Genomic DNA, 26,262 nt, shown 5'->3' with positions numbered 1-26,262 from the left:
GGCACCGCACCGGGACGGGCGCGAGCACTGTCCGCGCTGCGGCGGCAACCTCGTGGTGGTCGAGTCCGCTCAGGCGGCCGCGCGGGTCCCGCGCCAGTCGGGGCCGCCCACCGCCGGGCCTCCCACACGTCCCGCCGGGCCCCCCGCACCTCCCGCCGGGCCGCCGGTCAACCGCCGCGCCGCGCCGCGGCCCGCGCCCCAGCAGCGTCCACAACAGACCCAAGCGCCTCGCATGTACCGCAGCCGCAACGTGCGCTGGGTGGCCAGGCGACCACCCGAATCGTTTCCGCAGCGTCGACCCCAGGTGTATCGCGGTCCACGACTGATCCCTCGCTACACCTACCTGCCGCGCTGGGGACTGCGCGACGATCCCATCGACGAACATCGGCTCGACGCTCCCGCTGAGCGCGCGTCCGAGACGCTGCGAAGCGCGCTCGTGATCAGCGCAGGAGCCCTCGCCGCGTCGGCCGTGGTGCATCTCCTCCGCTACATCCTGCTGGTGATCAATCGGGGCACCCCGCTGCCGGCGTGGCTGATCGTCGTGAGCGGCGCCCTGGTCATCCTCGCTGGACTCGTCGCCCTGGTCGCCGTCATCAGTACCCTCGTCGCCACTGTGCGCTGGTTGATCGCGGTGCGCGAACACGCTTATCGACACCGCGGACGCCGCGATCCGCGCCCGCGGTGGCAGATCATCGTCCTGGCCGGTATCCCGGTGGTCAACGTGATCGGGGCTCCGCTGCTGCTGCATGAGGCAGCCAACGCGGCGGCCGACGACTGGCGCGAACGAGGCGTCGACGGCATGACGCGCGCGGCACTCGACCGACTCTGGGTCGCGTGGGCGCTCGTCAACGCACTGGCCATCTGGGCGGCAATCACCTGGGCGGTCTCGCTGGCCTCGGGCTCGATCCAGACCGGCGCCGACGCCCTCGCCTTGATCACCATCAGCGCAGCGGTGTCCGCAGCGTTCGCATTCTGGGCGTCGCGCCACCTGCCGAACGTCCTCGTCGCCGATGACCCCGTCGTCAAGAAGCGGTGGGTGGCGGTCGCGTGAGCACCGTCGAGAAGGTGTCGCGGTCGGGAAAACCCGCCGTCGTGGCGCATCGGGGCGCGTCGTCGCAGGCGCCGGAACACACCCTCGCCGCATACGAACTTGCGCTCGACCAGGGTGCCGACGGCCTCGAATGCGACGTCAGGCTCACCGCCGACCACGAACTCGTCTGCATCCACGACCGAACCGTCGACCGCACGTCGAATGGCTCCGGTGTGGTCAGCGAGATGACTCTCGCGGAGCTCCGTGAGCTCGACTTCGGCAGTTGGCACGACGCAGACGCGCCCGCTTCGGTGCTCACGCTGCGCGACCTGCTCACGCTGACTCTCGACTGGCGACGCCCCGTGCGGCTGTTCATCGAGACCAAGCACCCCGTCCGTTTCGGAAGTCTCGTCGAGCAGAAACTGCTCGAGGCGCTGCACGAATTCGGCGTTGCCACACCGCCGTCGGCCGATCACAGCCGCGCCGTGGTCATCTCGTTCTCGTCGGCGGGCGTGTGGCGGATTCGACGTCACGCGCCGATGTTGCCGACGATCCTGCTCGGCGACACGGCCCGGGTCCTTGGCGGTTCGGCGGCGACCGCGGTCGGTGCGACCGGAATCGGACCCTCGGTCGAGACGCTCCGCATGCACCCCGAGATCGTCGACAAGGCCGCGGCAGCCGGACGCGTCACGTACTGCTGGACGGTCGACGAGCAGGCCGACGTCCAACTCTGCGCAGACCTCGGTGTGCGTTGGGTTGCCACCAATCGACCGGCCAAGGTCCGTGACTGGCTGGTGACCGTCGACTGATCCCCAACGTGAGAGGGTGGACCCATGGCCAAGAAGAGCAAACGAGGATCCGGTCCGCGTCCCGGGAGTAACCGAGCCGAGCGCGTCGCCGCGCGAAAGGCCCGCGCTGCAGCGACACTCGAGCCCTCACCCCGTCCGTTCGCGGGCCTTGCGGCCGAGTGCGACCTGGTGGCACTGCGGTCGTTCGTCAGTTCCGCGACAGCGGTACTCGACCTCATCGAGCCGGGGCCCACGCTGCCCGAACCTACGTCGGTGATGCCCGACAACGCGCCCCGTCCCGCCCCCAAACCGGGCGAGCGCAACAAGGTGCTGCTGGCAACCATCCTGCCCGGTGCCGTCCCCGCCGTCGTGCGCGAATTCCGCACCGCGCCACAGGGCGTCGCGGCAACGCAAACCGATCCCGATCCGGATGACGTCAACTCTGCTCTCGCCCAGTCGATTTCATGGGCTGCGCACGCGAAGATCGGCGACGAGTACGCGGGTCCGGCGGCGGAGTACGACGGTACGCTCGCCGACGTTCTGAAAGCCGATGCGCCACTGGACATCATCGTCCACGACGACTTCTCGTGGTGGTTCCCCGACGGTGCCGAGGTGCCCGCCGAGATCGCTCCGATGGTCGAGCGCGCGAGCGACACCGTGCTGCCGACAGCGAGGCTGCACCCCAAGAGCGGCGTCGGCGCTCCGTGGTGGGTCGACGCAGGCGATCGCGCACACCTTCGGTGGGTACGACCAGAAGCCGAGGACGTACTGATGAACGCGCTGGCGCGGTTACACGCGGCCGGGCACCTCACGCTCGGTGAGGGCTCGCGGTTCGCCGGTTCGTTCCGCACGCATGGTCTCTTGGTGCCCGTCTTCGATCTCGACAACGAGATGCACCACGAAGAGTGGTATCCCGGCCTCGATCAATTCGACGCCTGGCTCGCCGAAGCGCTCACCGCCACAAGCGATCTGACCATCGACGAGCGCAGCTCACGAGATGGGCTGCGTACCCGCCAGGTGACGATTCGCTGACCGCTCAGTTTGCCTTCTGGTCGGCTTTGGTGAAGATGACGTACTGGGCAGAGGTCTGCTGGTACACGTCCTTGGGGTCGGTGCCGACCAGCTCGGCCACGTACCGGCCATAGCTGACCTCGCACCAATAGCCCGTGACATTCTGGGTGACCTCGGAGAGGCAGCGCGCCGCAGGAAGATTGGGGGGTGCGGGCACGGGCTTCATTCCGCGCGCACGGTTGGAATTCTCGAAGGTGTCCATGATCTTCTTCGCGCCCTCGGGGGTCTTCGCCCGGTAGACGGTTGCCCTGTCCATCGCGTTGGCGGTCGATCCGACCTCGTTCAGCAGGCGGAAGTCTGCCGGCGGATCCGACGAGAAGAACGACATCGATCGCGGCCCGTATACGGCTCGGACGTTACCCGGATTGGGCGTCTTGACCTTCGCGTCCTTGATCTCCTGGTCGGTGTAGGGCAACGCATAGATCAGGATGTGGTTCTGGTCCATGATCAGCTGCTTCTTGGGCTGATTGCGTGCCTCCCGTTCGGCCTTGGTCGGCGTGGCCGGGAACTGATCGATCAGTGCGGTCTGCAGGTCGACGGCCTTCTTGATGGCAGGCTGTAGCTGGTCCTTCTGCGCGTCTGTCGTCTGGTAGTAGGTGAAGAGCACGTAGGTGTTGTGCGCGGTGATGGAGACGAGGGCGGTGGTTCCGTTGGTGTTCCCGGGGACCGAGATCACCCGGCTCCCCGACATCCCGTCGACGCGAACCGTGGTGGCCTTGGGGCGCTTGAGATAGGCGTCGGCCATCTGATTCGCCGCGGCGGTGGCGTCGGCAGGGGTGATGTAGCGGGTCACGAAGTTGTTCAGTTCCCGCTTGGTGCCCGCCCGAATCGTCTCGTCAGGCGTAGAGGCCGAAACGACGTAGCCGTAGAGGATCGCGTCGTTGGCCTTCACATTTGCGACGTCGTCGCCGACGACCGCTCGGACATTGGTCGTGCTGTAGAGAACCTGCATCGGCAAACCCATGTTGGTCAGGTCGGCGTCGATCTCGAACGGCGCGACGATGTACTGCGCCATCCGCTGCGCGTCGTAGGTGACGACCTCGTCTCCGGTTGCCTCACCGAATGGTTTCCGAGGTTCGGTCGGGTACTTGCCGGTGTCGAGGGACTTGACGTCGACGACCGCGTTCGCTGCCGGGTCGGAGTCGTTGACAGCGTTGCCGTCGACGGTGCACCCCGCGAGTGCGGCGGCAACGGCGAACAGTGAAACTGTCTGCGCGACAACGTGTTTACGACGCATCGGTGCTCTCTTCATGTTGTTAGTTCGCATTCTGATCGGCCTTGGTGAGAATCACGTACTGAGCGGAGGCCTGCTGCTGTACGTCCTTGAGGTCTTCGCCGAAGACCTCGCCGACGTAGCGGCCTACCCGAACCTCGCACCAGTATTGGGTGAGATTGCGCGCGATCTCTTGAGCGCATCGCGCGCCGGGGAGGTTGGGTGGTGCCGGCTGCGACTTGCGCCCGCGGGTTTTGTTGCCTGTGGCGAGGGTGTCCATGATCTTCTTGGCGCCATCGGCGGTCTTGGCCCGGTACACGGTCGACCGCTCGACCGCGTTGGCCGTCGAGCCGGTTTCGTTCAAGAGCGCGAAGGTGCCGGGCGGATCGTCACTTCTGAACGACATCGCCCGAGGGCCGTAAACGGCTCGCACGTTGCCCATATTCGTGTCGGCGATATCGCCTTCTTCGAGTTCCTTGTCGCTGTAGGGCAGCGCATAGATCAGAACGCGGCTCTGGTCCATGAGGAGCTTCTGGGAAGGCCGCGTGTGTGCGGCCGCTTCCTCCTTGGTCGGCGCCGCCGGGAACTGATCGATCAGTGCACTCTGCAGATTGACCGCTTTGCTGATCGCGGGCTCGAGCATGTCCTTCTGAGCGTCGTCGACCGTGTATGAGGTGACGAGCACGTAGGTGTTGTGGGCGGTGAACGACGCCATCGAGGTGTTGCCCGGCTCGCCGCCGGGGGATGTCAGGACACGGCTTCCCGACAATCCGGCCGGGCGAACCGGCGTGGTCTTCGGTCGCTTGCCGTACACATCTGCCATCTGGTTCGCGGCCGCGGTGGCGTCGGCCGCGGTCAGGTATCGCGCCACCATATTGTTCAGTGAGCGCTTGGTCCCGGTGCGCAACATGCTGTCAGGAGTCGACGCCGAGGCGACATAGCCGTAGAAGACGTTCTCGTTGGCGGGAACTCCGCCGACGTCCTCGCCGACAACAGCCTTGACGTTGCTCGACCGACTGAAGAGCATCTGTGTCGGCAAGCCCATCTGAGTGAGATCCCGGTCGATTTCGAAGGGCGCGACGATGAACTGCGCCATCCGCTGCCCCTCGTATTGGAGGACATTCTCGACGGTCGGCTTGCCGAACGGCTTGCGTGGCTCGGTGGGGTACTTACCGGTGTCGAGCGACTTGACGTCGATTGCTGCGCTCGCGGCAGGGTCGGAGTCGTTCACGGCATGCCCGTCGACAGAACAGGCGCTGAGCAAGATCAGCGCAGCAAGTGCGCTGGTCATCGCCGCACGCGTTCCAGGGCGCATGCCAGCCATCACGTTGTTCACCCCCTCCGGTGCTGCGCAATCGGTCGGTTCCGGCCACTGACCGAATTGTTCACTTCGCTCAGCAGGCTAGTACACGACGCCCCGATGACCGCTGCCCGTGTCATTCACGTCATCTAGATGGCACAGTGCCAACGGCAGGACGTTAGACTCACGCCCTGTCGGGCCGCGGATGGGGTTTCGGTCGGAAGCGGTGTACCGGCAACGCGGCGCCGCGGCGAATCCGTCGGGGCATGAATGACGTCCGGGCATCAGCGACGTCGAGGCATAAACGATCGGGTACGGGGCGAGAGAATGGCTGCACAGGCGCAGGGTGCGACGGAGCGGAAATCCGCTGCCGGCGACGCGTCGGCCATTGTCGATGCCGCTTCGACGGTGCTCCGCGCCTACAAGATGGACACCCTTGCCGACGTTGCCGCCGCCAAACTCGCCCGCGACCGGCAAGCCCGCACGGTTGTGGTCGTCGGAGAGGTGCAGCGGGGCAAGAGTTCGCTGGTCAACGCCCTCGTCGGGCAACGGGATCTGTGCCCCGTCGGTGTCGAGGTGACCTCGTCGACCGCGGTGTCGGTCACCGTCGACTCCGCCCTCGACGTCGACGAGACGGCCGAGCTGTTCTTTCCGTCCGGGACGTCGCGGACCACGCCCGTCGACGAACTCGCGCAGTGGGTGACCACCGACGGTGCACATGTCCGCGATCCACAGGCCGAGGAGCTTCCGACGTCGGCCGCGGTCGCGGTGCGGACTGCACGCGTCTCCGACATGACGATGGTCGACACCCCGGGGGTTGGCGGGCTCGACGTCGGGTTGGCCAAACTGGCTACGCAGTCGGCCCAGCAGGCGTGTGTGCTGGTTCTGGTGTGCGACGCGTCGTCGCCGTTGACTGCCCCGGAGATGGAGTTCGTCCGCGAGGCGTCGTCGACAGTCGATTCGGTCATCGTGGTGGTGACGAAAACCGACAAGAATCTTCGACGCTGGCGAGAGATCGTCGGTGAGAACGAGCGCCTGCTGACCCGCGAGATCGGACGTCCATTCCCGGTTTTCGGGGTGTCGAGCCTTCTCGCGTCGCTCTCGACCGAACTCGCCGACCCCGCAGAGCAGGAGCGGCTGGAGCACGAGAGCGGCATCGCGACGTTGCGTTCCGAACTCACCCGACGACTCGACGCCGCGGCCGAGCTCCCGGAGGCCGACGCGGTGCGCACCTGCCTCGAAGGTCTGAAGGTGTTGCGCTCCAAGATCTCTCGTGAACTCGACGCCGTGCAGGCCGGCGCGAAGGCGCTGCCCGACCTCACTGCTGAGCGGGACAGGCTCACCGAATTGCAGGAGCAGGCACGCGAGTGGGAGCAGTACCTCGCCCGTGACCTCACGTTGCTGCGGCAGCAGGCGGTCGATGGTCTCGAACGACGCCTCGACGACGTGCGCGACAAGTGGACGCTGTACGTCAACAAGCACGGCATGCAGGTGCTGCGCCGCAGCGAACAGAAGTTCACCGCCGACATGCACGCCGACCTCCAGTTGGCGATGGCGCAGACTCTCGCCGAGTTCCTGCAGCGACTTCACGACACCGTGGTCGCGCCACGATTCACCGACGACCCCACCGTGTGGGAAGAGTTGCGCTCGCAGATCGTCGAATCCATGCAGGACAAGCGAATCGAGACACATCAGGTCGCGAGCAAGCGGCACGGTCTGCTCGATCCGACGCTGCTGACGATGGGTGTCGTCGGATCATCGACGCTCGGCGGAATACTCGGACTGAGCGCTCTGATGGGTGTCGGCGTCGTGGTCGGCACGGTGTGGGTCGGCGTGAATCTGGGTTTCCGCGCGATCCGAGCAGGCAAAGCGAACCTGCTGACCTGGCTGCGGGAGACCATCGGAGCGACGAAGGCAGCAACCGGTCGCCTCCTCGAGAGTGCCGTCGCGCAGGCGCGGCCCGAGATCGTCATCCGCTATCGAAACTATCTGCGTGAGAACATCGAGACCCTGCAGAACACGATCAACGAGGTTCAGAAGGCGGCGCAGTCCGACTCCGCGTCGCGCGACAAGACCGTCACTCGTCTGACGTCGAACCTCGAGGTTGTCGACAAGCGGATCGCCTCGGCCGAGAAGTACCTGGCTCAGGTGAAACGATGACCACGTCCTCCGGCAACGATCCGGTGCACGCCGCTCTCGATCGCGGTCTGCGACAACTCGCCGGTCTCGGTGGCGACCTCGTCGAGCACGCCAACTCGATCGGCACCATCCTGTGGTCGCCGCCCCGCGTGGTCATCGTCGGACGGCTGAAGGCCGGTAAGTCGACGCTGGTCAACGCGCTGATCGGGGCGCCGGTCGCCGAAACCGCTGCGCTCGAGGCCACCAACGTCGTCACCGTCTACTCCGATGGCAGCCCGTCGCGTGCCGAGATCGTCGGAATCGACGGCCGACGCCATCGCGTCGCCGTCGCGGCTCATCAGCCGGTCGACCTACCGCTGCCGTCGTCGGAGATCCAGTTTGTCGAGCGGTGGATGCCGTCGGCGTCGTTGCGCCAGCTCACGCTGATCGACACGCCCGGATTGTCGACGCTGACAACCGAAAACGACTCGGCGACGAGGCGCGCCGTGATCGACGGGTTCGAGCAGACGCGCACGGCGTCCATCGACGCCGACGCCGCGGTCTTTCTGTTCGACGCCGCGCCGCGCACCGACGAGATCGAGTTCCTCTCCCAGCTCCCATTCACTCCGCTCAACATGCTCGGAGTGTTGTCGCGAGCCGATTCGTTCGGCGAGGGCGCACTCGGACGACGCGACCCGATTCCGTACGCCGCCGACCACGCGCGCGTTCTGGCCAAGCAGTTGTCGGAGACGGTCAGCGACGTCGTGGCGATTTCCGGACTCATGGCCCAAACCAGCCACACCGGCATGCTGACCGAGGATCTAGCGGCGGCGTTGGCGCGGCTCGCGCCGTTGTCCAGGCTCGACGTGGTGCGCACATTCGACAACGACGACGTCCGCAGTGAACTGTCGCCGCAGGTACGCGCGCGCTTGCTCGGCCTACTCGGGGAATACGGCGTGCTCAACGGTCGCCAGATCGCCGCGCGCGGAGCGTCGGAGCTCAATGCCTGGCTGATGTCGCTGTCGGGTATCGGTCAGTTGCGTGGCGAATTGACCACGTCGATAGCCCGGTATGCCGTTCTGCATCGGGCACACCGTATTCTTGCCCGACTCGATCAGTTGGCTTTCACCCATCCGGCGCGCGATCACATTCGGACGCTCACGATGGAACTTCGCAACAAGCCGGAGTTGCATCTGGTCACCGTCCTCGAGGACTACCAGCGCATGCTCCGTACCGACCCCAACGCGGCGGTCACCGAGGAACTGCACACCATCCTCCGTGCAACTTCAGCGGCCGGGCGCGTCGGGCTACCCCCATCCGCACCGTCGCATGCCGTCGCCGCAGAGGCACAGCGTCGTCTGGCGATCGCGCACCAGCGTTCACTCGCCACGAGCTCAGCGGCAGAGGATGCCGCCATCGTCACCCTGATCCGCAGCTACACCCCGTTGACCACACCGACCGCCACCAGATGAGCAACCGCTCACCGAGCAACACACAGGACACCCACACGCATATGTCACCGACCTGGATTCTCGCCATCGACTTCGGTACGTCGAATTCCGCTGCCGCGCATTCGGGTGCGACAAGCGGAAGTATCGAGACGCTGTCGCTCTCGCATACGAGCAATCTGATGCCGTCGAGCGTGTATGTCGCGTCCCCCGAACGGATTTCCGTCGGTGAGCCCGCGCGCAACCTCGCGCAGCAGAATCCGGTCGGTTTCGTCGCCTCTCCCAAGCGACTGATCACGGGTGCCCCCACGACGGTGATCGCCGGCTACACGATGCCGTCGGCGCTGCCGGTGGCCGCGGTGATGTCGGCGATCATCTCCCGCGGCAAAGCAGCGCACGCGGGGCAATTGCCGGCGCAGGTCGTCCTGACCCATCCCGAGGCGTGGGCGCCACAGCAGGTCGGCGTACTCGCCGAGGCGGCGATGCGTGCGGGCATCGACGGCTCGCGCATCACGACCATCTCCGAACCACGCGCTGCCGCAGCGCATTACAGCCGATCACACGCCATGCAGCCCGGAGCGCGGATCGCCGTCTTCGACTTCGGCGGCGGCACCCTCGACATCGCGGTACTCACAGTGACCGGGCCGAACGCGTTCCAGGTGATCGCTGCGCGCGGTGACAACGGCCTTGGTGGCAAGAACATCGATGCGCTGATCCAGCGATGGGTGGAGCAACGGCTCGCCGACCGCGACCCTGAACTGGTCGAGTGGCTGCGTCGACGTGCGCCGGTCGACGTCATGCAGAGCCTGCAGGAGTCCATCCGCAGCGCCAAAGAGCTGCTGTCCGAAGCGCCCTCGGCGACCATCACGATCAACAACACACCGCAGGGTCGGCAAACCCTACAGATCACCCGCGACGAATTCGACGAACTGATCGCGCCGGCAGCCGAGCAGGCGTTGCGTCTGACCAGGGCAACGCTGCTCGACGCCGGGATCACGCATCCGGAACAGTTGACAGCCCTGTACCTGACGGGCGGGTCGTCGAGGATTCCGCTCATCCAGCAGCGGCTCGGTGAAATCGGTCCCGTCGCCACGCTCGACGACCCGAAAACCGTTGTTGCACAGGGCGCTTTGGTGACAGCGGTCGGCGATCGTGCTGCCGACACCCGTGAGCGTCCGGCCGCCCCGGCCGCAGCCGACCTGATGGCGCCGACCGCGCAGCAGGCTGCAGACGGCCGATATCCCGCCGGTGCATCGCAGGCGCCCGCCGGGCAGCGCGCTGCGGCGACGCCGTCGCCGACACCGCCGTCGTCGGGCGGACGAAAGTGGGGTCGGGTCGCGCTCGTCGGTGTCGCGGTCGTCGCGGTGGCCGGCATCGTGGTCGGTGGTATTGCGCTCGCGAATCGTGGTGGCGGAGATGACAATCCGAACCAAGCGGCGCAAAGCTCGACGGCCGCCACGCAGACGGCGGCGAATGGTAGTGCGATCGTCACAGATGAGAAGCAGCTCTACAGCCTCCTGCCCTCGGCGTTGCAGGACGGCGTCGAAGATTGCCGCAAGAGCGACTTCACCACCAATGGCGCGCTCTCCATGATGTGCAACATCAAGGAGGACGGACCGTTGGGGTCGTTCTTCGAGAAGAAGTCCTACGGGGGAATCGACGGGTTCGTCAGCTTTTCGTCTGACTCCACGGGAGCGCAGAGCTCGATCACCTCGCTCCGCAACGGAACCCAGAGCGACGGGAAGGGCACGCTGGTCGAGGATTCCGCTCGCGTGTCGGCAGCGGAGATCAAGCCGGACGGCGGCACCAAGTCGTACATCGCGACCTACGCGAACACGTCGACCAACCTCCAGGTGACCACGTTCGGACTCGAATCGGTCGCCGACGGCAAGACGTATCTGAGTCGCGCCGGATTGATTTCCTGATCCGCGGAACATTCCACGCATCCGGTCGCATCCAATCCCTGAAAGCGTCCAAACCCTGCACGCATCAGTAAGCCCGCTCGAGATGACGGGCTCGAGAGAAAGAAGTCGGACATGAGCGAGACCCGAGATCCCGGCAACATCGCCGACAACATCGAGGTCGAAGGCAACTTGACCGTCGTCTCCGTCGAAGACGCCGACAAGGACGGGACTCCCGAGAAGGTCGAGATGCAAGACGACGCCGGAAACAAGATCGTCGCAACCTTCGAGGACAACGGCGACATCAGCTACACGCGGAACGGCGAGCCCGCGGGAACGCTATCCGCCAACGGGGAGTACTCGAACGCTGACAATTCGAGCACTGAGGCTCCGAGCGAGGATTCGAGCACCGAGCCTCCGAGCACGGAGGCCCCGACTGCCGAGGATTCGAGCACCGAGGCCCCGAGCGCCGAGGATTCGAGCACTGAGGATTCCAGCACTGAGCCCACTGAGGCCACTGCCTCGACGTCCGAGCAGGACGCAAAGCCGAGTATCAGTCCGGACGAGCCCTACGACGAGAAGTCCGCCCCGGACGCCCAGGCAAGCCCTGCCGACGCCCAGTCCGAGAACTCATCGCCCTCGGACCCGGCACCGGCCGAGGACGCGGAGGCGCCGGCCGAGGACGCCGCGCCGGCCGAGGATGCCGCGCCGGCTGATGACGCTGCACCGACTGATGACGCTGCTGCACCGGCCGAGGATGCTGCTGCACCGGCCGAGGACGCTGCACCGGCTGAGGATGCTGCACCGGCTGAGGATGCTGCACCGGCTGAGGATGCTGCACCGGCCGAGGATGCTGCACCGGCTGAGGACGCTGCTGCACCGAGCGAGCCTGCTGCACCGGCTGAGGATGCGGAGGCACCGGCCGATGATGCTGCTGCACCGACAGAGTCCGCTGCCCCGACTGACGCTGCAGCCCCGACTGACGCTGCTGCACCGACCGAAGCTGAGGCACCGGCCGAGGATGCCGCACCGACCGACGCTGCCGCGCCGACCGAAGCCGAGGCGCCGACGAAGGATGCTGCGCCGCAGGAGTCCGAGAAGTCCGCGGTGGAGTCGCAGACCGGGCTGCACGCTGATTCGACTGTTGACGTCGATGGCGACGGCAACGTCGACGTCGTGCACCTCAGCGACGACGACGGCAATCAGGTGAACGCCTACCTCGACAGCGAGGGCAACGTCACTCTCCTCGAGGGAGATACCGATGGCGACGGCAAGATGGACACGGTTGCGTATGCGGGCGAGAACGGCACAACCGTCTTCGAATCGGATACCGATGGCGACGGGGTCGCGGACCTTCGCACGATCACCGACGAGCACGGCCAGGTCCGCGAGGTCGATACGTTCGACGAGCAGGGCAAAGTCGACAGCGCGACCATTGACGTCGACGGGGATGGCACCGCCGACGTGAAGCTCATCGACAGTGATCACGACGGCAAGTTCGACACCACCGTTCTCGACGTCGACAACGACGGCGTTGCCGACACCGTGCTCACCGACGCCGATGGTGACGGCAACGCCGACACCGTGAGCTACGTCTACGGTGGCCCCGACGGCGCGTCCGATCCGTCGGCACACGACGACTCGCACGAGACGTACGGCACCGATTCGGATACCTACGACGACCACGGTGCGCACGACGATCACCACGGAGACGTTTCCGTCTGATCGGCAGGTCGTCTGGTCGAGGCGGAGTTCGACCTGTCGTCCAGTCGCCGGACACCACACATTCGGGCCGCACCGGGCGGCAGCCCCATCGCAGATCGCGGGGCTGCCGCCCGGTGTCGGTCGCGGCGCCTGAGCGTCGTTCACCCATCGAGAAGGCGGACCTTCCATGACAACCACTGTTCCCATGCCCGGAAGCGTGAGTGTCGAATCGTGTGTGTACGCGCTCGGTGACACGACGCGGTTGACAGTGGGAGCGGCGCTCGACAACGACATCGTCGTCGATCACCGGGATGTACGCGAACACCACCTCGCGATCGAATGGCGTGATGACACATGGCATCTCGTGAGTGTCGACGGGGCGACGCTGGTCGTGTCGGGTGCATTGGTCGTCGACTTTCCGATCACCTCGACGACGTCGGTGCACCTCGGACCGCCGGCATCGGCGCCGATTCTCGTCGTCGCGCTCGCGACCGAAGAGGTCGAGCACGGTTCACCCTCCGACAACCCGTCGGTGACGCTCATCGGACGTGGCCCGACCAACGATCTCGCCGTCGACGACGTGCTCGTGTCTCGACGACATGCTCGCCTGGTCGTCGGACCCGGCGAACGGCATCTCGAGGATCTCGGCAGTGTCAACGGCACTTTCGTCAACGGACACAGGATATTTGGGCGAGCCGCGGTCACCGACGGCGACCTGGTCACCGTCGGCAACACCGACCTCATCGTTCGAGGCGGCGATCTCCTCGCAGCGGGGATCAGTGCAGTCGGGTCCAACACTGCCTGGGGAGGGTTGCAGGTCGAGGGCATCGGGCTCGTCGTCGACCGCACCAAAGAACTCCTCCACGACGTCGATCTGGTCGCCGGGCCGGGAACGCTGACAGCACTCGTCGGCCCATCCGGTGCAGGCAAGTCGACCCTGTCGAAGATTGTCGCCGGCCTGACCGCTCCCACGTCGGGGCGGGTGTTGTTCGACGGTCACGACGTCCACGCGGAGTACGAGTCGCTGCGCACGCGCATCGGCATGGTGCCCCAGCACGACGTGCTGCACCGCAAACTGACTCTGCGGCAGGCACTTCGGTTCGCAGCCGAGCTTCGGCTCCCGGAGGACCTGCCCGAATCCGAGCGCGACCGCGTGATCGCGGGGGTGCTCGATGAGCTCCAACTGTCCGAGCACCTCGACACCCGAGTCGACGCGCTATCCGGCGGTCAACGCAAACGAGCCTCGGTGGCGATGGAATTGCTCACCGGCCCTTCACTTCTCATCCTCGATGAGCCGACGTCCGGCCTCGATCCGGCACTCGACAGGCAGGTCATGACGACGCTGCGTCGACTCGCCGACGCGGGGCGCACGGTCATCGTTGTCACGCATTCGCTGACGCACCTCGCCATGTGCGATCAGGTGCTGTTGCTCGCACCCGGCGGCAAGACGGCCTTCCGCGGCCGCCCCGACGAGGTGGCTCCCGCGATGGGAAACAGCGATTGGGCCGAGATATTCTCCTACGTGGCAAGCCATCCCGACGATGCCTATCGCAGGCATCTCGCGCGAACCAACGGGCACGCCTCGCATCGGCACCAATCGACGCCGAGCACACGGGTTGTGCGGACGTCTCCCCAGACCAGTGCTCAGCGCCAGGCGAGCACCATTGCCCGCCGCCAGCTGCGACTGATTCTCGCCGATCCCGGATACCTTGCCTTTCTCGTGGTGATGCCGCTCGTCTTGGGGCTGCTGACGTTGGTGATCCCCGGCAGTGCCGGTTTCGGCGTCAACACGGCTCAGAACACCGCGGGAGAATCGCTTCAGGTTCTCGTCATCATGGTGATCGGAGCCTGTTTCATGGGCACGGCGCTGACGGTCCGCGACCTCGTCGGTGAACGCGACATCTTCGAACGCGAACGCGCAGTAGGACTTCGCCCCGGCTCGTACCTGACCGCCAAGGTCGGGGTCTACTTCGGCGTGGCGATCGCGCAGTCGACGACGATGGTGGTGATCTGCTATCTGGGCAAGGGACTGCCGTCCGGAGGTGTCGTGGGGGCGGCGCCTGTCGAGTTGCTCGGTGCGGTCGCGGCCATCGCATGCGTGAGTACGGTTGTCGGACTTGCTATCTCGGCCACCGTGAAGTCCAACGAACAAACAATGCCGCCCCTGGTCATCCTCGTCATCTCACAATTGGTGTTCTGCGGCGGGCTCTTTCGACTCAGCGCACCGGGACTGTCGCAGCTCGCGTGGCTCTTCCCGTCGTACTGGGGGTACGCCGCGTCGGCGATGGCGGTGGACCTGCCATCGATCGCGCCGCTGGCCCCACAGACGCGCGGGGCGCACCTCTGGGAGCCCGCATTCGGCAACGCGCTTCTGACCGCAAGTGCGCTCACGCTACTCGGCGTACTCCTGATCGCGTACACGGCGTCCAAGCTCCAGTTGAAACGATGAACACCAGAGTGACCCATGTCACAGAGATTCTTCGACGCCGCGCGGCACATTCGGAGGGTCTCGGCGCATCCAATCTCTGACGGTGCGAGAAGCGCACCGAACGAGCCGAGGAGATCCGATGTACCCCAACCAGAACCAGCCGATGCCCGCTTACCGTGCCGCTGCCCAGGTCGGACTCGATGACCGCACCACCGTGATGAGGCCGTCGGGTCGTGACATGAATGCCTCCGGTGTGCAGCGTCCGCCGGTGCAGGAGAGCCCTTCGACGGCGTGCCCGTCGTCGAACATGGGTTGGGCCGCCGCGGCGCTGATCTTCTTCTGGCCGCTGGCCTTCGCGGCCTTCGGGCACGCGGGCAGGGTCTCGACGCTGTGGATCTCGGGCGACCGCGTCGGTGCGCAGCACGCGTCCGACCAGGCAAAGAAGCTCGGAAAGTACGCCCTGATCATGTTCGGGGTGGGGTTCGTACTCACGATCGTGCTCTACGTCGTGGTGATCGCATCGGCGGTGTCATCGATGTCGGCGTACCAAGGCTGACACACACCTGGCAGCATCTAACCGAGAAAGCCGGCGCGCAGTGGAACCGACAGCCGCCTGCTACGAACGAAGGAGATACGGATGAGCGCTGATGACGACTCCATCCTGACTGCGCTGGGCATCTCGCCCGACGACGTGCAGGCCCCTCCGCCCGGGGTGTTCGAGCACGCGCTGTCCGCTGCATTCGAGTCGGATGCTCCCGCAGACGACAGCACCGTCCCCGACATGGACGACGAGCCCAACGTGCCCGCTGACGACGACGTCGTCGTCGAAGACGGCGTGTATCACGAAAACGGTCAAGACGGTGACGACCAACATCAGGGCGGCCACGACGACGGTGGTGCTGTGTCGGCAGACCCCGCGGTCCTGCATGGCGACGACGATCCGACGTTGCAGCACGACGATTCAACCGGGCACGACGTCGACCTCGCCGAGGGCGATTACGGCGATCACGACGGTGGTAGTGGACATCACGACGGGGGCGACTACCACCTGTGAGCGCCGCATGAGCACAATGCTCGATGAGCTGAATTTCGAAGACCGCACACGTCTTCGCACCGGTGGCATATCTGTCACCGGTGCGGAGGCGTTTGATTGATCGGGAGCATCTGTGGACGAAGCGGTACTCGTGATGCAGGCACGCGACGGCGACCAACGCGCCTTCGCGGATCTGGTCAATGGCCATCGCAACCAGATCTGGGCCGTCTGCCTACAGATCTGCGGCAATCAGCACGACGCCGAGGACGCGCTCCAGGCAACGTTGCTCGCCGCGTGGCGCAACCTCGACAAGTTCCGCGGCGAGGCGAGATTCTCCACCTGGATGCACCGGATCGCCGCCAACAATGCGCTCGCACTGATCCGCAAGCGCAAGGCGAACACCACCCTCACCGACTTCAGCGACCCCGAGGCGCCGGTGACCCTCGACGCCGACGATTCGGCACCCCGATTCGATGAGCAGATAGCGCTGCGCGATCAATTACGCGAAGCACTGCAACAACTCTCGGACGACATCCGCGAAGCGGTTGTGCTGCGTGAGTTCGGCGACTTCAGCTACGCCGACATCGCCGAGCATCAGGGCGTCGGCGTGCAGACGGTGAAATCGAGACTCAACCGCGGGCGCACACAGCTCGCACAATATCTTCGCGCGCACACGACGGTCGAGTCATAGCGCGCGTACGGATTTCGTCACGGCTGCCAGGTTTGTGCCGACCGCGGATCGACGTTGTCACGACGGCGGTGATCGCCGACAAGGGCGAAATCCTCAGCGACAGTTGCGGCCAATTCGACGAACGCGCGCCGCGTCGACTTGGCGAGGAGATCGAGGTCGACTTCTGCTCCCTCGGAGAGGTGTTCGTCGAACGGGATCACCTGTACGGCACGGGTCCGTGCCAGGAAGTGTTGCGCCAGTTGGGTGAGATCGATGCTGGCGCTGCCACGTCGGGGTCCGCTCAGGACGACAACAGCCCGTGACACCAGGTGGCCGTAGCCATGCGCTTCGAGCCAGTCGAGGGTCGCGCTGGCACTGCGTGCGCCGTCGAGGGCGGCCGTCGACACGATGATCAACGAGTGCGCGAGATCGAGGACACCGTCCATCGCCGAATGCGACAGTCCCGTACCGCAGTCGGTGAGGATGATGTTGTAGAAGCGCTCGAGAACCTGGATCACCGTGCGGTAGTCCTGCTCGTCGAAAGTCTCTGCCGTAGCCGGATCACGTTCGGAGGCAAGGACTTCGAGTCGACTGACAGACTGTGAGGTGTGTCGTCGGACATCTGAGTAGCGGTGGATCTGATCGTCGAGGAGGACGTCCTGCACCGTCGACGAGGTCTGCTGGGGAACCCGCTGCGACAACGTCCCGAGGTCGGGGTTGGCGTCGACGGCGATCACGCGATCGCCGCGCAGACTGGCGAAGGTCGAGCCGAGACCCACTGTGGTGGTTGTCTTTCCGACGCCACCCTTCAGTGACAGCACCGCGATGCGGAAGTCGCCGTGGACCGGCGCATTGAGCTGCCTGACCAGTTCGTCGTGGTACACGGTCGCTCGCGACTCACTGGGGCTGATGGTGCCTCCGGAGATGCGGTGCACCGTGCGACGCCAGCCCGACCGTGGTGGTCGACGCGCCTTTCGGAGGAGCATTCCGGAGTCGAGGCCGGGTGCGTTGTACTCCTGCGGCGCAACGGGTGCACCGAACTGTGGCGGCGCCCCGAATCCTGCGGGGGCACCGAATCCTTTGGGCGCACTGAATCCTGTGGGCGCACTGAACTGTTGGGGTGCGCCACCTTGCGGCGGGACTTGCTGGGGTGGGACTTGTTGCGGTGGGCCTTGCTGGGGTGCCCCGAAAGGGGGTCCGGCGTGCGGTGGCAGTGATTGAGGCGGCACTCCGTGGTTTGGTGCGGCGTGCGGTGGCACGGTGCCGCGAGGCGGCGGCGCGAAGTGGGGCGCGTCGGGGTGTTGCGGTGCCGCTACGGGGTCGCCGGCCCACTCATTCTCGGCGGCAGGAACCCAGCTCGGCAGTGGCGCCGGCGGTCCAGCTTCCGACTGTGGCGCTGCAGATTGTGCAGCTTCGGAGTGGGCACCTTGAGACTGTGGGTGCTCTTGCGGGGCGACATCCGGCCGGGCAGTGCCGCTTTCAGCAGAAGCATGGCCTTCAGGCGATGCAGCGACCCCAGAGGGCCCAGCGACCTCAGACGACCCAGTGGCCTCAGAAGATCCACGAACCTCCGGAGCGGCGGTGGTTTCCCGAGGAGCGGCGGGTGCGCGCAGCGAATCGCCGCCGGCTGGGGCAGGCGGGCCCGCCAGCCACGGCGGAACGTGTGGTGCTCGGTGGTTGTCGGCCGTCACGGTACATCCTCGCAATGTCGAAGTTCGGCCATGACGTTACAACGGGGCGGGTGGCGGTGCGGAATCGCAAGTCTGAAATCGCGGTAGTCGTCATTCACCCGATTGCGCCGCCCTGATCGGACAGCAGATCCTTCGGTATCTGCTTGCCAGACCGGATTGCGTCGAAGAACTGTTTGGTGTTGTCTCCCACGGCAAGTGAGTCGCCGTCGTCGGTCAGCTCAGACCCACCGGTCGGTGTGGTCGTGGTGATCGGGTCGTCGCTCAGCCACCACCCGAGCATGCCGAGGTTCCACAGATGTGTGCTGTTGTCGACGGTCAAGCCGTCGACCGCACCGCTGATGAACGGGAACAGACGGAACGGGTTGAGAAGCACGCCGGGGCTGGTGGCCTTCGACATCAGGGCCGACAAGAACTTTCGTTGATTGACCACGCGCTCGAGGTCGGCGTTGGGGAATGCTCGGGTGCGGACCAGGCCGAGTGCCTGTTGACCGTTGAGATCGTGACAACCCTTCGTCAGGTTGAGTCCTGCCTTGGGGTCGCGGAGCGATTGGTCGATGCAGATGTTCACACCGCCGACAGCGTCGACGAGGGTGTCGAAACCGCCGAAGCCGATCTCGGCGTAGTGGTCGATGCGGATGCCGGTGAGTTGCTCGATGGTTTTGGCCAGCAGTTGCGGACCGCCGAAGTTGTACGCCGCGTTGATCTTGTAGCTGCCCTGACCGGGGATCGCGACGTAGAGGTCGCGCGGGATGCTGATCAGCGTGGCCTTACCGCTGGGGGGCTTGTACGCGAGCATGATGGTGTCGGTCCGCGACCCGTCGCTGTCTCCGGTCGCGAGATCGTCCTTCTGCTGTTGGGTCAAGCCCTCGCGGGAGTCGCTGCCGACGATCAGCCAGGTGGTGCCGGGGGTGTCGGAGGGACGCCCGGCGTAACCGGGCAGAGCGTCGACGCGGTGCAGTTTGCTGTCGTAGTAGAAGAACAGTCCCAGCGACCCGAGGACGATCACGAGCAGGATGATCAGGATGATCCTGCCGATGCGTCTGGGTCGGCCGAGCTGTGGTCGACGAAAGCGTGGCTTTCCACGTCGAGGTGGCGACGCAGGGGGTGCGGTCTGACCCCGATCCGGGCGTCGAGGGGGAGCAGACGACCCGCCGCGCGACCGGCGGTCGTCGGGAGACACCGGCTCGGGCTTCTGCGTCGGCGCGTACGCGCGAGCGGCCCCGGCACCCGCGGCTGCACCCGCTGCCGCGTGCGAGGGTGTTGCGTCGGCGGGTTTGGCGTGGTCAGCGCCGCGTGGAGCGGGCTGTCGTGAGGGTGCGGGAGGCGCGGGGCGTCGAGGACCCGGCTGCGGGGGTTGGGCATGGTCGGGTGCTGCCGACCATGCCAGCGGAGGTTGGTACTCCGCGACACGACGACCTCGATCGTTTCCGCCTGCACCCGGCACCTGTCGGGTGGGGTCGTAGGCGTTTTTGGGCGCGGCGTTCGGGGGTGCGGCGTTCGGTGGTGCGGCGCGTCGAGGGGCGTGGTGCTGCGGGTCGGCCTGACGAACCGGATGCGGCACGGGATTGCGCGGTCGGCGGTCAGCGGGTGGCTGAGGTGCTGGATTTCGGCGCTGACCTGCGGGAGCGCGGTCTCTTCCAGGTGGCGTGGGCGCCGGATTCCGCGGCTGCTGCTCGTGCGGCGACGGACCACCGCGGCGCCGCATGTAGCGCGGATCTGGCTCATTCATCAGATCAAATGTACGCGGGCGCTCAGGCCTCAAGCGTCATTCACGCAGCGCACGGGCCGATGGCGTCGAGTGCTCACCCGACCCAACCGAGGTGATCGTGGAGCAGTGCGTAGCCGATGAACGCGACGACGTCGATGACCGCGTGCGCTATGACCAGCGGCCACACCCGGTTGGTGAGCTGGTAGTAGCGCCCGAAGACGAGACCCATCACGACGTTCCCGACGCCCGCGCCCACACCCTGGTACAGGTGATAACCCCCACGCAGGAGAGCGCTCGCGGCCAACGACATGTTCTCCGACGCTCCGAGCTGTCGTAGGCGGGTGATGAAGTAGGCGACGACGATGATCTCCTCCGCGGCCGCGTTGCCGATTGCGATGGCAATCAGCACCGGCCAGCGCCACCACGGACCGTCGACTTCGCTGGGGACGAGATGAGCGTTCATGCCGAGAGCTCGCGCTGCGGCGACGAGTGCCAACCCGGGCAGTCCGATCGCGGCAGCGAGGACAAGTCCCGGTGGAACGTCGCGGCCGCTCAGGCGGGCGAGTCCCACGCCGCGCAGGCGCAGGCCGGATCGCCACAGGAGATAGACGCCCAGGCCGGCGATCGCGAACAGTCGGAGCACGCTCATGAGTTGTCGCAGGAAATCGATCAGTCCGACGGACGAGCGGCTCGGATTGAGCGCGACCGTAGCGTTGCCGACTCCGCTGGTCAGCTGCAGCTCGATCAGCGAGAGGATGGCCGAGATCGCAGAGAAACCGAAGGTCAACACACCGACGATGACGAGTTCGACGATCAGCGCCCGTCGCTCGCGGGGGTCGTCGACCACGTCAACGACTCGCTGCGGGGCCGGTCGGACGATCGCTGCGATCCCACGCGTCACGTCGACCATGGCCGACAGCCTACGGCGCCGGCTGGGGCGAGGCGGCGCGGGAGCAGAGGCCAGCGCGGTCGGGCTGAGCACCGCGGTGGGTGTGGGCCGTCGTGCAGAAACTAGGGGAAGGATTCTTTCCTCGACTTGTGTGCCTTTGCTCGCGTTGTTTCTCGAGGAAGGGAACGGGACCCGGGGAAGAGTCGCGCCGACGCGCTGGAACCCGGGGAAGAGTCGCGCGGCCGGTCCGGAACCAGGGGAAGAGTCGGGCGCGCGGTCGGGCAGCCCTCCCGACCGCGCGCCCTGGCAGTCCAGTCGATGTCAGACGAGGGGTCTTCCGATTCGACTGGGCGGGGGTGGTCTTCGATTAATCCGGCAGGCTGTTCATAAACGGACAGCCAGCCAGGTTGCGTAGCGCCCGCGATAGCTCGGTGACGTCGTTCACCGGATGGGGGAAGGGAAGTCGGACGTCGGAGTCGCCTGCCGAACCCTCGACGCGGAAGCGCAGTCCGAAGCGGTCGAGTCCGAGTGGGCGCACCCGGCCCTGTCGGAGGTGGCGCGGAAGTCGACGTGCGAGTTGTCCGACGATGTCGGCGTGCGCGGCGTCGAGGTGGCTGATCCAGTCGTTCTCGTACTCCCAGAACGGGTCCGGCTCTGCGCGAGCGAGTTCGTGCGCGGGAACCGACGCGGCGCCGGCACCGCTCGCGACGACGGCGGTCTCGATCTGCAGCCGCATCATCGACCGTCCGTGGCCGATGTCGAGGAGTCCTTCGTCGGGGTGTTCCGTGGCGATCTCGACGGCGAGGTCGCGTTCGAGATTGGCCGGGATGTGATGCAGCCGTCCATTGAGCCAGATCAGGGAGCGAACCCGTTCGCGCAGGTCGATGGGTGCGCAGTCGGTGACCTCGACCATCGCGGGTAGGCCGTCGGGACTCTCGGCGGCCGCACGCATCGCCGGTCCCGCAGTGGGGACCAGGACGAATGCCTGTGTGTCGAAGAGGTGGACCAGGTCGACCTGGGTCGGGGTGGCGAGGTCGGCTTCGTGGCTGTGCAGTGCACTCTGCGAAGGCTCGACGGGCGATTCGACGGCCAGCATCGCGCTTCCCGCCCTTCGACATGCGGTGGCGATGACCTCGGCGTCCGTCGGTCTGTCGGTGACGGCTCGTGTCATGCGGTGCTCACTCCCGGTCGGCTGATGTGCTGTCCAGCTCATAGTAGGTAACCCTAACCTAAAGTCGTTTCGGGTGATCCGTCAATGGTTGTGATCGCGCGGAATCTGACGAGCGCGCGGCCGACGGGCTTCTCTGCGCTCGGCGTCGGACGACCGTTTCTTCGTGGCCGACGGATTGTCTGCGCAGGTCAGGGAGATGTTCACCTTGTGTCGACTAAGCTCGGGTCGTGTCAGTGTTCGCGTACTTCGGTCCGGCAGGGACCTTCACCGAGATGGCGTTGGACAAGATCCTCGCGACCGAAACGGGTGCCGCAGGGGTCCCGCGCCGCGACGATCACGACGAGGTGACCAAGGTTGCGGCGGCCAGTCCGGCCGCTGCGATCGCGTTGGTCCGCTCCGGCGACGCCGACTTCGCGTGCGTGCCCATCGAGAGTTCACTCGAGGGATCGGTACCGGCGACGATGGACGCGCTCGTCCCCGACGGCTCCAAGCGCGTGCAGGTCGTCGCCGAAACCGTGCTCGACGTCGCATTCGCCATCGCCGCCCCAACGGCCATCGATGCGTCGCAGGTGAGGCGGATCGCCGCATACCCCGTTGCATCGGCACAGGTTCGATCCTCCGTCGAAAAGCTGTATCCGGGAGCTGAATTCGTCGTGGCGTCGTCGAATGCCGGTGCGGCACAAGATGTCGCGGCCGGTAAGGCCGACGCCGCGGTGACCACGCGTCTGGCAGCGGAACTGTCGGAGCTGACCGTGATCGCCGACGAAGTTTCGGATGCTGTCGACGCCACGACGCGATTCCTTCTCGTCGGCAGACCGGTGTCGCCTCCGCCGCCGACCGGCGCCGACCGCACCGCCGTGATCCTCGAACTGCCGAACGAGCCCGGTAGCCTCATGTCGGCGATGAATCAATTCGCTTCGCGCGGAATCGATCTCACCAGAATCGAATCTCGACCGCGGCGCGACCCGGAAACCGGCGAATCCAATCCCGGGCAGTACCGATTCTTCCTCGACGCCGTCGGGCATATCGACGACGACGCGGTTGCCGAAGCGCTCCAAGCGCTCTACCGCGAAGCCGAACACATTGTGTATCTGGGGTCGTGGACGGCGCGCGGGGTGATCGGCTCGCCGCCACCGGACCATCGGCCGGGCAAGGAGTGGGTCTCGGCGATGCGTCGAGGACTGGGAGATGGCGACGACGTCAAGGATGGTGATGACTGATGGCCCGTCTGTATCTGGTCCGCCACGGCGAGACGACGTCGAATGTGATGCGTCGACTCGACACCGCACTACCGGGCGCCTCGCTCACCGATTTCGGTGTGCGACAAGCGGTTCGGTACGGCTTGGAGAATCCGATCACGCGCACCGATGACGCCGACGCCCCGGTGCTCCTGAGTTCGCAGGCGACCCGCGCCCAGCAGACCGCGGAGGTCATCGCGTCGGTCTGGGGCGCCGATGCCGATATCGTGCCGGGGGTGCACGAGGTGCAGGCCGGCGAGCTCGAAGACCGCACCGACGACGAGGCTCACGGTGTCTTCCGCGAAATCATCGACCGCTGGTACTCCGGCGACCCCGACGCCCCGATCCCCGGCGGCGAATCGCTCACGATGGTGTTCGAGCGGTATCTGCCGGCCGTCACCGATCTCGCGCAGCGCTATCTCAGCGGACCCGACGCCCGCGACGTCTACCTTGTCAGCCACGGCGCGGCGATCAGGCTCGTCGCCGCGCACCTCGCGGGTATCGACGGAAGGTTCGCGGCCGCAACACATTTGCCCAACACCGGCTCCGTCGAATTGGAGTACACCGACGGCCTGTGGGTCCCGCACCGCTGGGGCGCCACCCGCGCCCCGTTCGAACTCGTCGACGAGCCACTCGTCGCCGACCCGATGGGGTAGGGGGCCGGGGGCGCGGGGTGTGCGCGACGTCCCGGCCCGCGCCCCGAAGCCCCGCCCCTCAGCCCCAGCCGTGCGCGTGGAGCCAGGCGTCGTCGATGCCGAAGTGGTGGGCGATCTCGTGGATGACCGTGACGGCGACCTCGTGGACGACCTGCTCGCGGGTGTGGCACATCCAGAGGATCGGCTCGCGGTAGATGGTGATGGTGTCGGGTAAGAAGCCGCCGTAGTCGTGGTCGCGGCTGGTGAGTGCGACGCCCGAGTACAGCCCGAGGATGTGCGGCGACTCGGGGTTGTTCGGCTCGACGAGGATCACCACGTTGTCGATGGCGTCGGTCAGTTCCTTCGGGATGGTGTCGAGTGCATCGGACACCAGGCCCTCGAACTCGTCGTCGGACATGGCGACGGGCATGGGTGTACTCCTGATCAGCCCGCCGGAGCGGGGACCTCTTCGGGGTTCGGTTGGATGCCGGGCGGTAGTGGGACGGGCGTGGGCAGCACGCGGCCGGGTGGCGCCTGCGGGGGCGGTGCCGGGAGCTTGCCGTTGATCAGGAGTGTCTGTCGCGCGTCGCCGACGAGCGTCGCGAATCCACCGCGATCGGGTAGCCCGATGTAGCAGACCACCTTGCGGCTGCCCGCGAGCCAGCTCGGCTCGCTGATGACGGACCACTGAGTGTTGAGTGTGGTGGCGTCGAGCTTCTCCTTGCCGCCGAGGAATCGCTGCGCCTGCGCCGGGCAGATCCCGGCCAAGAACTTGTTCTGGTCATCGATCTGCGGCCACGGCTTACCCGACGTCCGATTTCCGAAGCGCGCAGAAAGGTCGACGATGCCGGTCGTCTGGAACGCGTGCGGTTCACTGCAGCCGACGACGGTGGCGGGCACCGTGGGGCGTCGAGTCTGCTGATCGATACCGATGCATGTGCCGGGTGGCCACGAGAACGATTGGTCGTTGTCGATGACGCGTCCCGCCACCTGGTCTGGCTGGCCGCCCTTGCCCGTCTGTTGCAATCCGCAGCGCAGTTCGCGAGCACCCTTGTCCCACTGCGCCTGTGAGGGATACATCATCCCGACGGAGAAGCGCCCCTGCGGGTCGAGCTTGCCCTGCAAATAGTCGTCGACGATGACCGGGCACTGCTCGTCGCGAATCGCGGCGAATCGCTCGGCCCCAGGCCACGCCGCGGAGTCGCCGAATTCCGATCCGGGAAGAAGCGCGGTGTTGAGCGGACCCGCCACCTCGAAGCGATGCAACTGATCGCACGCGACCTTCGACGGCTGGCCGGGCTGCCCGTCGGGCCAGTCGAGGCAGTCGCCGGCGACCGATCGCGTGAACGCGTTCTGTGTCAAACGTTCGTTCTCGCCGATGTCGGTGCTTCCGACGTTCCCGTTGTCGGTGAACGAGCCGAGAGCAAACGCGATGCCACCCGCGACGATCGCACCGATCACGATCGCCGCCAGCACCACCCGCATCGGATTCGCGGCGAGTACTCCACTCACCCCGCGTCGACGCGCCGGTTCTGCGGTGGCTGCTTCGTCATCGACGACGGGTCGCTCGGTCTCCGGCTCGTCGCTCTCTTCCGCCCCAGCCTCAACGCCCTCTTCTGCACCGATGGGCTCGAACTCTTCGGTGACCGGCTCGAACTGCTCGGTGACCGGTTCGACGTGGTCGGTCGCCGAGGGGTCGGGCGTCTCGTCGTCGGACACCTTGTCGGGATCGTCGTTCATCGGCATCCATCATGCACTTTCCGAGCGTCCGGGTGCGCCGATACCTGTGCTTAGACTCGGACGGGTGAGCGCAGAAGACCCCGAACCGAGTGCCGACGTCCAGGAATTGGCCGGACGACTCTTCGACATGGCCCGCTCGGGCGACGCCCCATCCCTCGCCGCCTACCTCGACGCCGGCGTGCCCGTTGACCTGCGCAATCAGTCGGGCGACTCGTTGCTGATGCTCGCCGCGTACCACGGCAACGTCGAGGCGGTGACGGCTCTCACCGAGCGCGGCGCCGACGTCGACCTCGCCAACGACAAGGGCCAGACACCGCTCGCTGGTGCCGTGTTCAAGGGATTCGACGACGTCGTCGCGGCATTGGTGAAGGCCGGAGCCGACCCTTTCGCGGGAACCCCGAGCGCCGACGACGCGGCGTCGATGTTCGGCCGAGCCGACTACCGCGAGCACTGGCAGTAACCGCGGCAACGTCCGCCGATCCGCCC

22 protein-coding genes are annotated in these 26,262 nt (G+C 66.3%); 14 read left to right on the top strand and 8 right to left on the bottom strand.

Annotated elements, in window-relative coordinates; translation table 11 throughout:
* The first annotated feature begins 259 nt into the window (after window positions 1-259).
* Genes ABW18_RS17400 through ABW18_RS17390 form a run of 3 tightly spaced genes read left to right on the top strand, consistent with a single transcriptional unit; the run spans window position 260 to window position 2,850 of the window.
* Window positions 260-1,051, top strand: coding sequence for a DUF4328 domain-containing protein (locus tag ABW18_RS17400; protein WP_231894316.1), 792 nt, complete (start codon window positions 260-262; stop codon window positions 1,049-1,051).
* The gene (locus ABW18_RS17395) at window positions 1,048-1,839 is read left to right on the top strand and encodes a glycerophosphodiester phosphodiesterase (protein ID WP_049700315.1); all 792 of its coding nucleotides are present in this window, start codon (window positions 1,048-1,050) and stop codon (window positions 1,837-1,839) included. The genes ABW18_RS17400 and ABW18_RS17395 overlap by 4 nt, the downstream gene beginning before the upstream one ends.
* A 24-nt stretch (window positions 1,840-1,863) precedes the next feature.
* Entirely contained in the window at window positions 1,864-2,850 is a 987-nt protein-coding gene (locus ABW18_RS17390; RefSeq protein WP_049700233.1) for a DUF5926 family protein, read from the top strand.
* Window positions 2,851-2,854: 4 nt separating this feature from the next.
* On the opposite strand, the gene ABW18_RS17385 is transcribed toward ABW18_RS17390, so the two are convergent.
* Window positions 2,855-4,126 carry a DUF7373 family lipoprotein gene (locus tag ABW18_RS17385; RefSeq protein ID WP_049700232.1) on the bottom strand — a complete coding sequence of 424 codons (1,272 nt, stop codon included), beginning with the start codon at window positions 4,124-4,126 and terminating at the stop codon, window positions 2,855-2,857.
* A 19-nt stretch (window positions 4,127-4,145) separates the two neighbouring features.
* A complete protein-coding gene (locus ABW18_RS17380; RefSeq protein ID WP_231894314.1) occupies window positions 4,146-5,417 on the bottom strand; it encodes a DUF7373 family lipoprotein in 1,272 nt (423 codons plus the stop codon).
* Between the two features lie 312 nt (window positions 5,418-5,729).
* On the opposite strand from ABW18_RS17380, the gene ABW18_RS17375 reads away from it, so the two are divergent.
* The 8 genes from ABW18_RS17375 to ABW18_RS17340 all read left to right on the top strand — a co-directional run bounded on the left by ABW18_RS17375 (window position 5,730) and on the right by ABW18_RS17340 (window position 16,725).
* The gene (locus ABW18_RS17375) at window positions 5,730-7,562 is read left to right on the top strand and encodes a dynamin family protein (RefSeq protein ID WP_049700231.1); all 1,833 of its coding nucleotides are present in this window, start codon (window positions 5,730-5,732) and stop codon (window positions 7,560-7,562) included.
* Window positions 7,559-8,992 (top strand): GTPase, encoded by a 1,434-nt coding sequence (locus ABW18_RS17370; protein WP_049700230.1) that lies wholly within the window; start codon window positions 7,559-7,561, stop codon window positions 8,990-8,992. Before ABW18_RS17375 ends, ABW18_RS17370 begins: the two co-directional genes overlap by 4 nt.
* The gene (locus ABW18_RS17365; RefSeq protein ID WP_049700229.1) at window positions 8,989-10,893 is read left to right on the top strand and encodes an Hsp70 family protein; all 1,905 of its coding nucleotides are present in this window, start codon (window positions 8,989-8,991) and stop codon (window positions 10,891-10,893) included. The genes ABW18_RS17370 and ABW18_RS17365 overlap by 4 nt, the downstream gene beginning before the upstream one ends.
* 111 nt (window positions 10,894-11,004) lie before the next feature.
* Entirely contained in the window at window positions 11,005-12,594 is a 1,590-nt protein-coding gene (locus ABW18_RS17360) for a hypothetical protein (protein ID WP_049700228.1), read from the top strand.
* A 166-nt stretch (window positions 12,595-12,760) separates the two neighbouring features.
* Window positions 12,761-15,022 (top strand): ATP-binding cassette domain-containing protein, encoded by a 2,262-nt coding sequence (locus tag ABW18_RS17355; RefSeq protein WP_049700227.1) that lies wholly within the window; start codon window positions 12,761-12,763, stop codon window positions 15,020-15,022.
* Window positions 15,023-15,140: 118 nt separating this feature from the next.
* A complete protein-coding gene (locus ABW18_RS17350) occupies window positions 15,141-15,557 on the top strand; it encodes a CD225/dispanin family protein (RefSeq protein WP_049700226.1) in 417 nt (138 codons plus the stop codon).
* Window positions 15,558-15,638: 81 nt separating this feature from the next.
* Window positions 15,639-16,055 carry a hypothetical protein gene (locus tag ABW18_RS17345; RefSeq protein ID WP_049700225.1) on the top strand — a complete coding sequence of 139 codons (417 nt, stop codon included), beginning with the start codon at window positions 15,639-15,641 and terminating at the stop codon, window positions 16,053-16,055.
* A 112-nt stretch (window positions 16,056-16,167) separates the two neighbouring features.
* The gene (locus ABW18_RS17340; RefSeq protein ID WP_049700224.1) at window positions 16,168-16,725 is read left to right on the top strand and encodes an RNA polymerase sigma factor; all 558 of its coding nucleotides are present in this window, start codon (window positions 16,168-16,170) and stop codon (window positions 16,723-16,725) included.
* 17 nt (window positions 16,726-16,742) lie between these two features.
* Here ABW18_RS17340 and ABW18_RS23015 read toward each other — a convergent pair whose 3' ends face one another.
* The 4 genes from ABW18_RS23015 to ABW18_RS17320 all read right to left on the bottom strand — a co-directional run bounded on the left by ABW18_RS23015 (window position 16,743) and on the right by ABW18_RS17320 (window position 22,163).
* Window positions 16,743-18,410, bottom strand: a complete 1,668-nt coding sequence (locus ABW18_RS23015; protein WP_420841310.1) for an AAA family ATPase — start codon at window positions 18,408-18,410, stop codon at window positions 16,743-16,745.
* Window positions 18,411-18,489: 79 nt separating this feature from the next.
* On the bottom strand, window positions 18,490-19,575 hold the full coding sequence (locus ABW18_RS23430; RefSeq protein WP_420841312.1) for an LCP family protein: 1,086 nt from the start codon (window positions 19,573-19,575) through the stop codon (window positions 18,490-18,492).
* Between the two features lie 622 nt (window positions 19,576-20,197).
* Entirely contained in the window at window positions 20,198-21,013 is an 816-nt protein-coding gene (locus ABW18_RS17325) for a CPBP family intramembrane glutamic endopeptidase (protein ID WP_049700222.1), read from the bottom strand.
* A 346-nt stretch (window positions 21,014-21,359) separates the two neighbouring features.
* Entirely contained in the window at window positions 21,360-22,163 is an 804-nt protein-coding gene (locus tag ABW18_RS17320) for a DUF2470 domain-containing protein (protein ID WP_049700221.1), read from the bottom strand.
* A 227-nt stretch (window positions 22,164-22,390) separates the two neighbouring features.
* Between ABW18_RS17320 and pheA the strand changes: the two genes are divergently transcribed.
* Window positions 22,391-23,383 carry a prephenate dehydratase gene (gene pheA, locus ABW18_RS17315; RefSeq protein WP_049700220.1) on the top strand — a complete coding sequence of 331 codons (993 nt, stop codon included), beginning with the start codon at window positions 22,391-22,393 and terminating at the stop codon, window positions 23,381-23,383.
* On the top strand, window positions 23,383-24,057 hold the full coding sequence (locus ABW18_RS17310) for a histidine phosphatase family protein (protein WP_049700219.1): 675 nt from the start codon (window positions 23,383-23,385) through the stop codon (window positions 24,055-24,057). The genes pheA and ABW18_RS17310 overlap by 1 nt, the downstream gene beginning before the upstream one ends.
* Before the next feature lie 58 nt (window positions 24,058-24,115).
* Here ABW18_RS17310 and ABW18_RS17305 read toward each other — a convergent pair whose 3' ends face one another.
* Both ABW18_RS17305 and ABW18_RS17300 read right to left on the bottom strand, forming a co-directional pair.
* Window positions 24,116-24,466 (bottom strand): metallopeptidase family protein, encoded by a 351-nt coding sequence (locus ABW18_RS17305; protein ID WP_049700218.1) that lies wholly within the window; start codon window positions 24,464-24,466, stop codon window positions 24,116-24,118.
* A gap of 14 nt (window positions 24,467-24,480) precedes the next feature.
* A complete protein-coding gene (locus ABW18_RS17300) occupies window positions 24,481-25,782 on the bottom strand; it encodes a septum formation family protein (RefSeq protein ID WP_420841309.1) in 1,302 nt (433 codons plus the stop codon).
* Between the two features lie 58 nt (window positions 25,783-25,840).
* Here ABW18_RS17300 and ABW18_RS17295 point away from each other — a divergent pair, with 58 nt between their 5' ends.
* On the top strand, window positions 25,841-26,236 hold the full coding sequence (locus ABW18_RS17295) for an ankyrin repeat domain-containing protein (protein WP_049700217.1): 396 nt from the start codon (window positions 25,841-25,843) through the stop codon (window positions 26,234-26,236).
* The last annotated feature ends 26 nt before the right edge of the window (window positions 26,237-26,262 follow it).

The sequence above is a fragment of the Gordonia jacobaea genome (assembly GCF_001186365.1).
Classification (GTDB): domain Bacteria; phylum Actinomycetota; class Actinomycetes; order Mycobacteriales; family Mycobacteriaceae; genus Gordonia; species Gordonia jacobaea.
Note: the sequence above shows the minus strand (reverse complement) of the source record. Positions and strands in the feature narration are given on the sequence as shown.

Coding starts and splice junctions, on each gene's coding strand:
- ABW18_RS17310 (WP_049700219.1), top strand. CDS start 23,383: ATGGCCCGTCTGTATCTGGTCCGCCACGGCGAGACGACGTCGAATGTG.
- ABW18_RS17380 (WP_231894314.1), bottom strand. CDS start 5,417: ATGCGCCCTGGAACGCGTGCGGCGATGACCAGCGCACTTGCTGCGCTG.
- ABW18_RS17370 (WP_049700230.1), top strand. CDS start 7,559: ATGACCACGTCCTCCGGCAACGATCCGGTGCACGCCGCTCTCGATCGC.
- ABW18_RS17390 (WP_049700233.1), top strand. CDS start 1,864: ATGGCCAAGAAGAGCAAACGAGGATCCGGTCCGCGTCCCGGGAGTAAC.
- ABW18_RS17300 (WP_420841309.1), bottom strand. CDS start 25,782: ATGCCGATGAACGACGATCCCGACAAGGTGTCCGACGACGAGACGCCC.
- ABW18_RS17375 (WP_049700231.1), top strand. CDS start 5,730: ATGGCTGCACAGGCGCAGGGTGCGACGGAGCGGAAATCCGCTGCCGGC.
- ABW18_RS17345 (WP_049700225.1), top strand. CDS start 15,639: ATGAGCGCTGATGACGACTCCATCCTGACTGCGCTGGGCATCTCGCCC.
- ABW18_RS17360 (WP_049700228.1), top strand. CDS start 11,005: ATGAGCGAGACCCGAGATCCCGGCAACATCGCCGACAACATCGAGGTC.
- ABW18_RS17385 (WP_049700232.1), bottom strand. CDS start 4,126: ATGCGTCGTAAACACGTTGTCGCGCAGACAGTTTCACTGTTCGCCGTT.
- ABW18_RS17365 (WP_049700229.1), top strand. CDS start 8,989: ATGAGCAACCGCTCACCGAGCAACACACAGGACACCCACACGCATATG.
- ABW18_RS17325 (WP_049700222.1), bottom strand. CDS start 21,013: ATGGTCGACGTGACGCGTGGGATCGCAGCGATCGTCCGACCGGCCCCG.
- ABW18_RS17305 (WP_049700218.1), bottom strand. CDS start 24,466: ATGCCCGTCGCCATGTCCGACGACGAGTTCGAGGGCCTGGTGTCCGAT.
- ABW18_RS17355 (WP_049700227.1), top strand. CDS start 12,761: ATGACAACCACTGTTCCCATGCCCGGAAGCGTGAGTGTCGAATCGTGT.
- ABW18_RS17320 (WP_049700221.1), bottom strand. CDS start 22,163: ATGACACGAGCCGTCACCGACAGACCGACGGACGCCGAGGTCATCGCC.
- ABW18_RS17350 (WP_049700226.1), top strand. CDS start 15,141: ATGTACCCCAACCAGAACCAGCCGATGCCCGCTTACCGTGCCGCTGCC.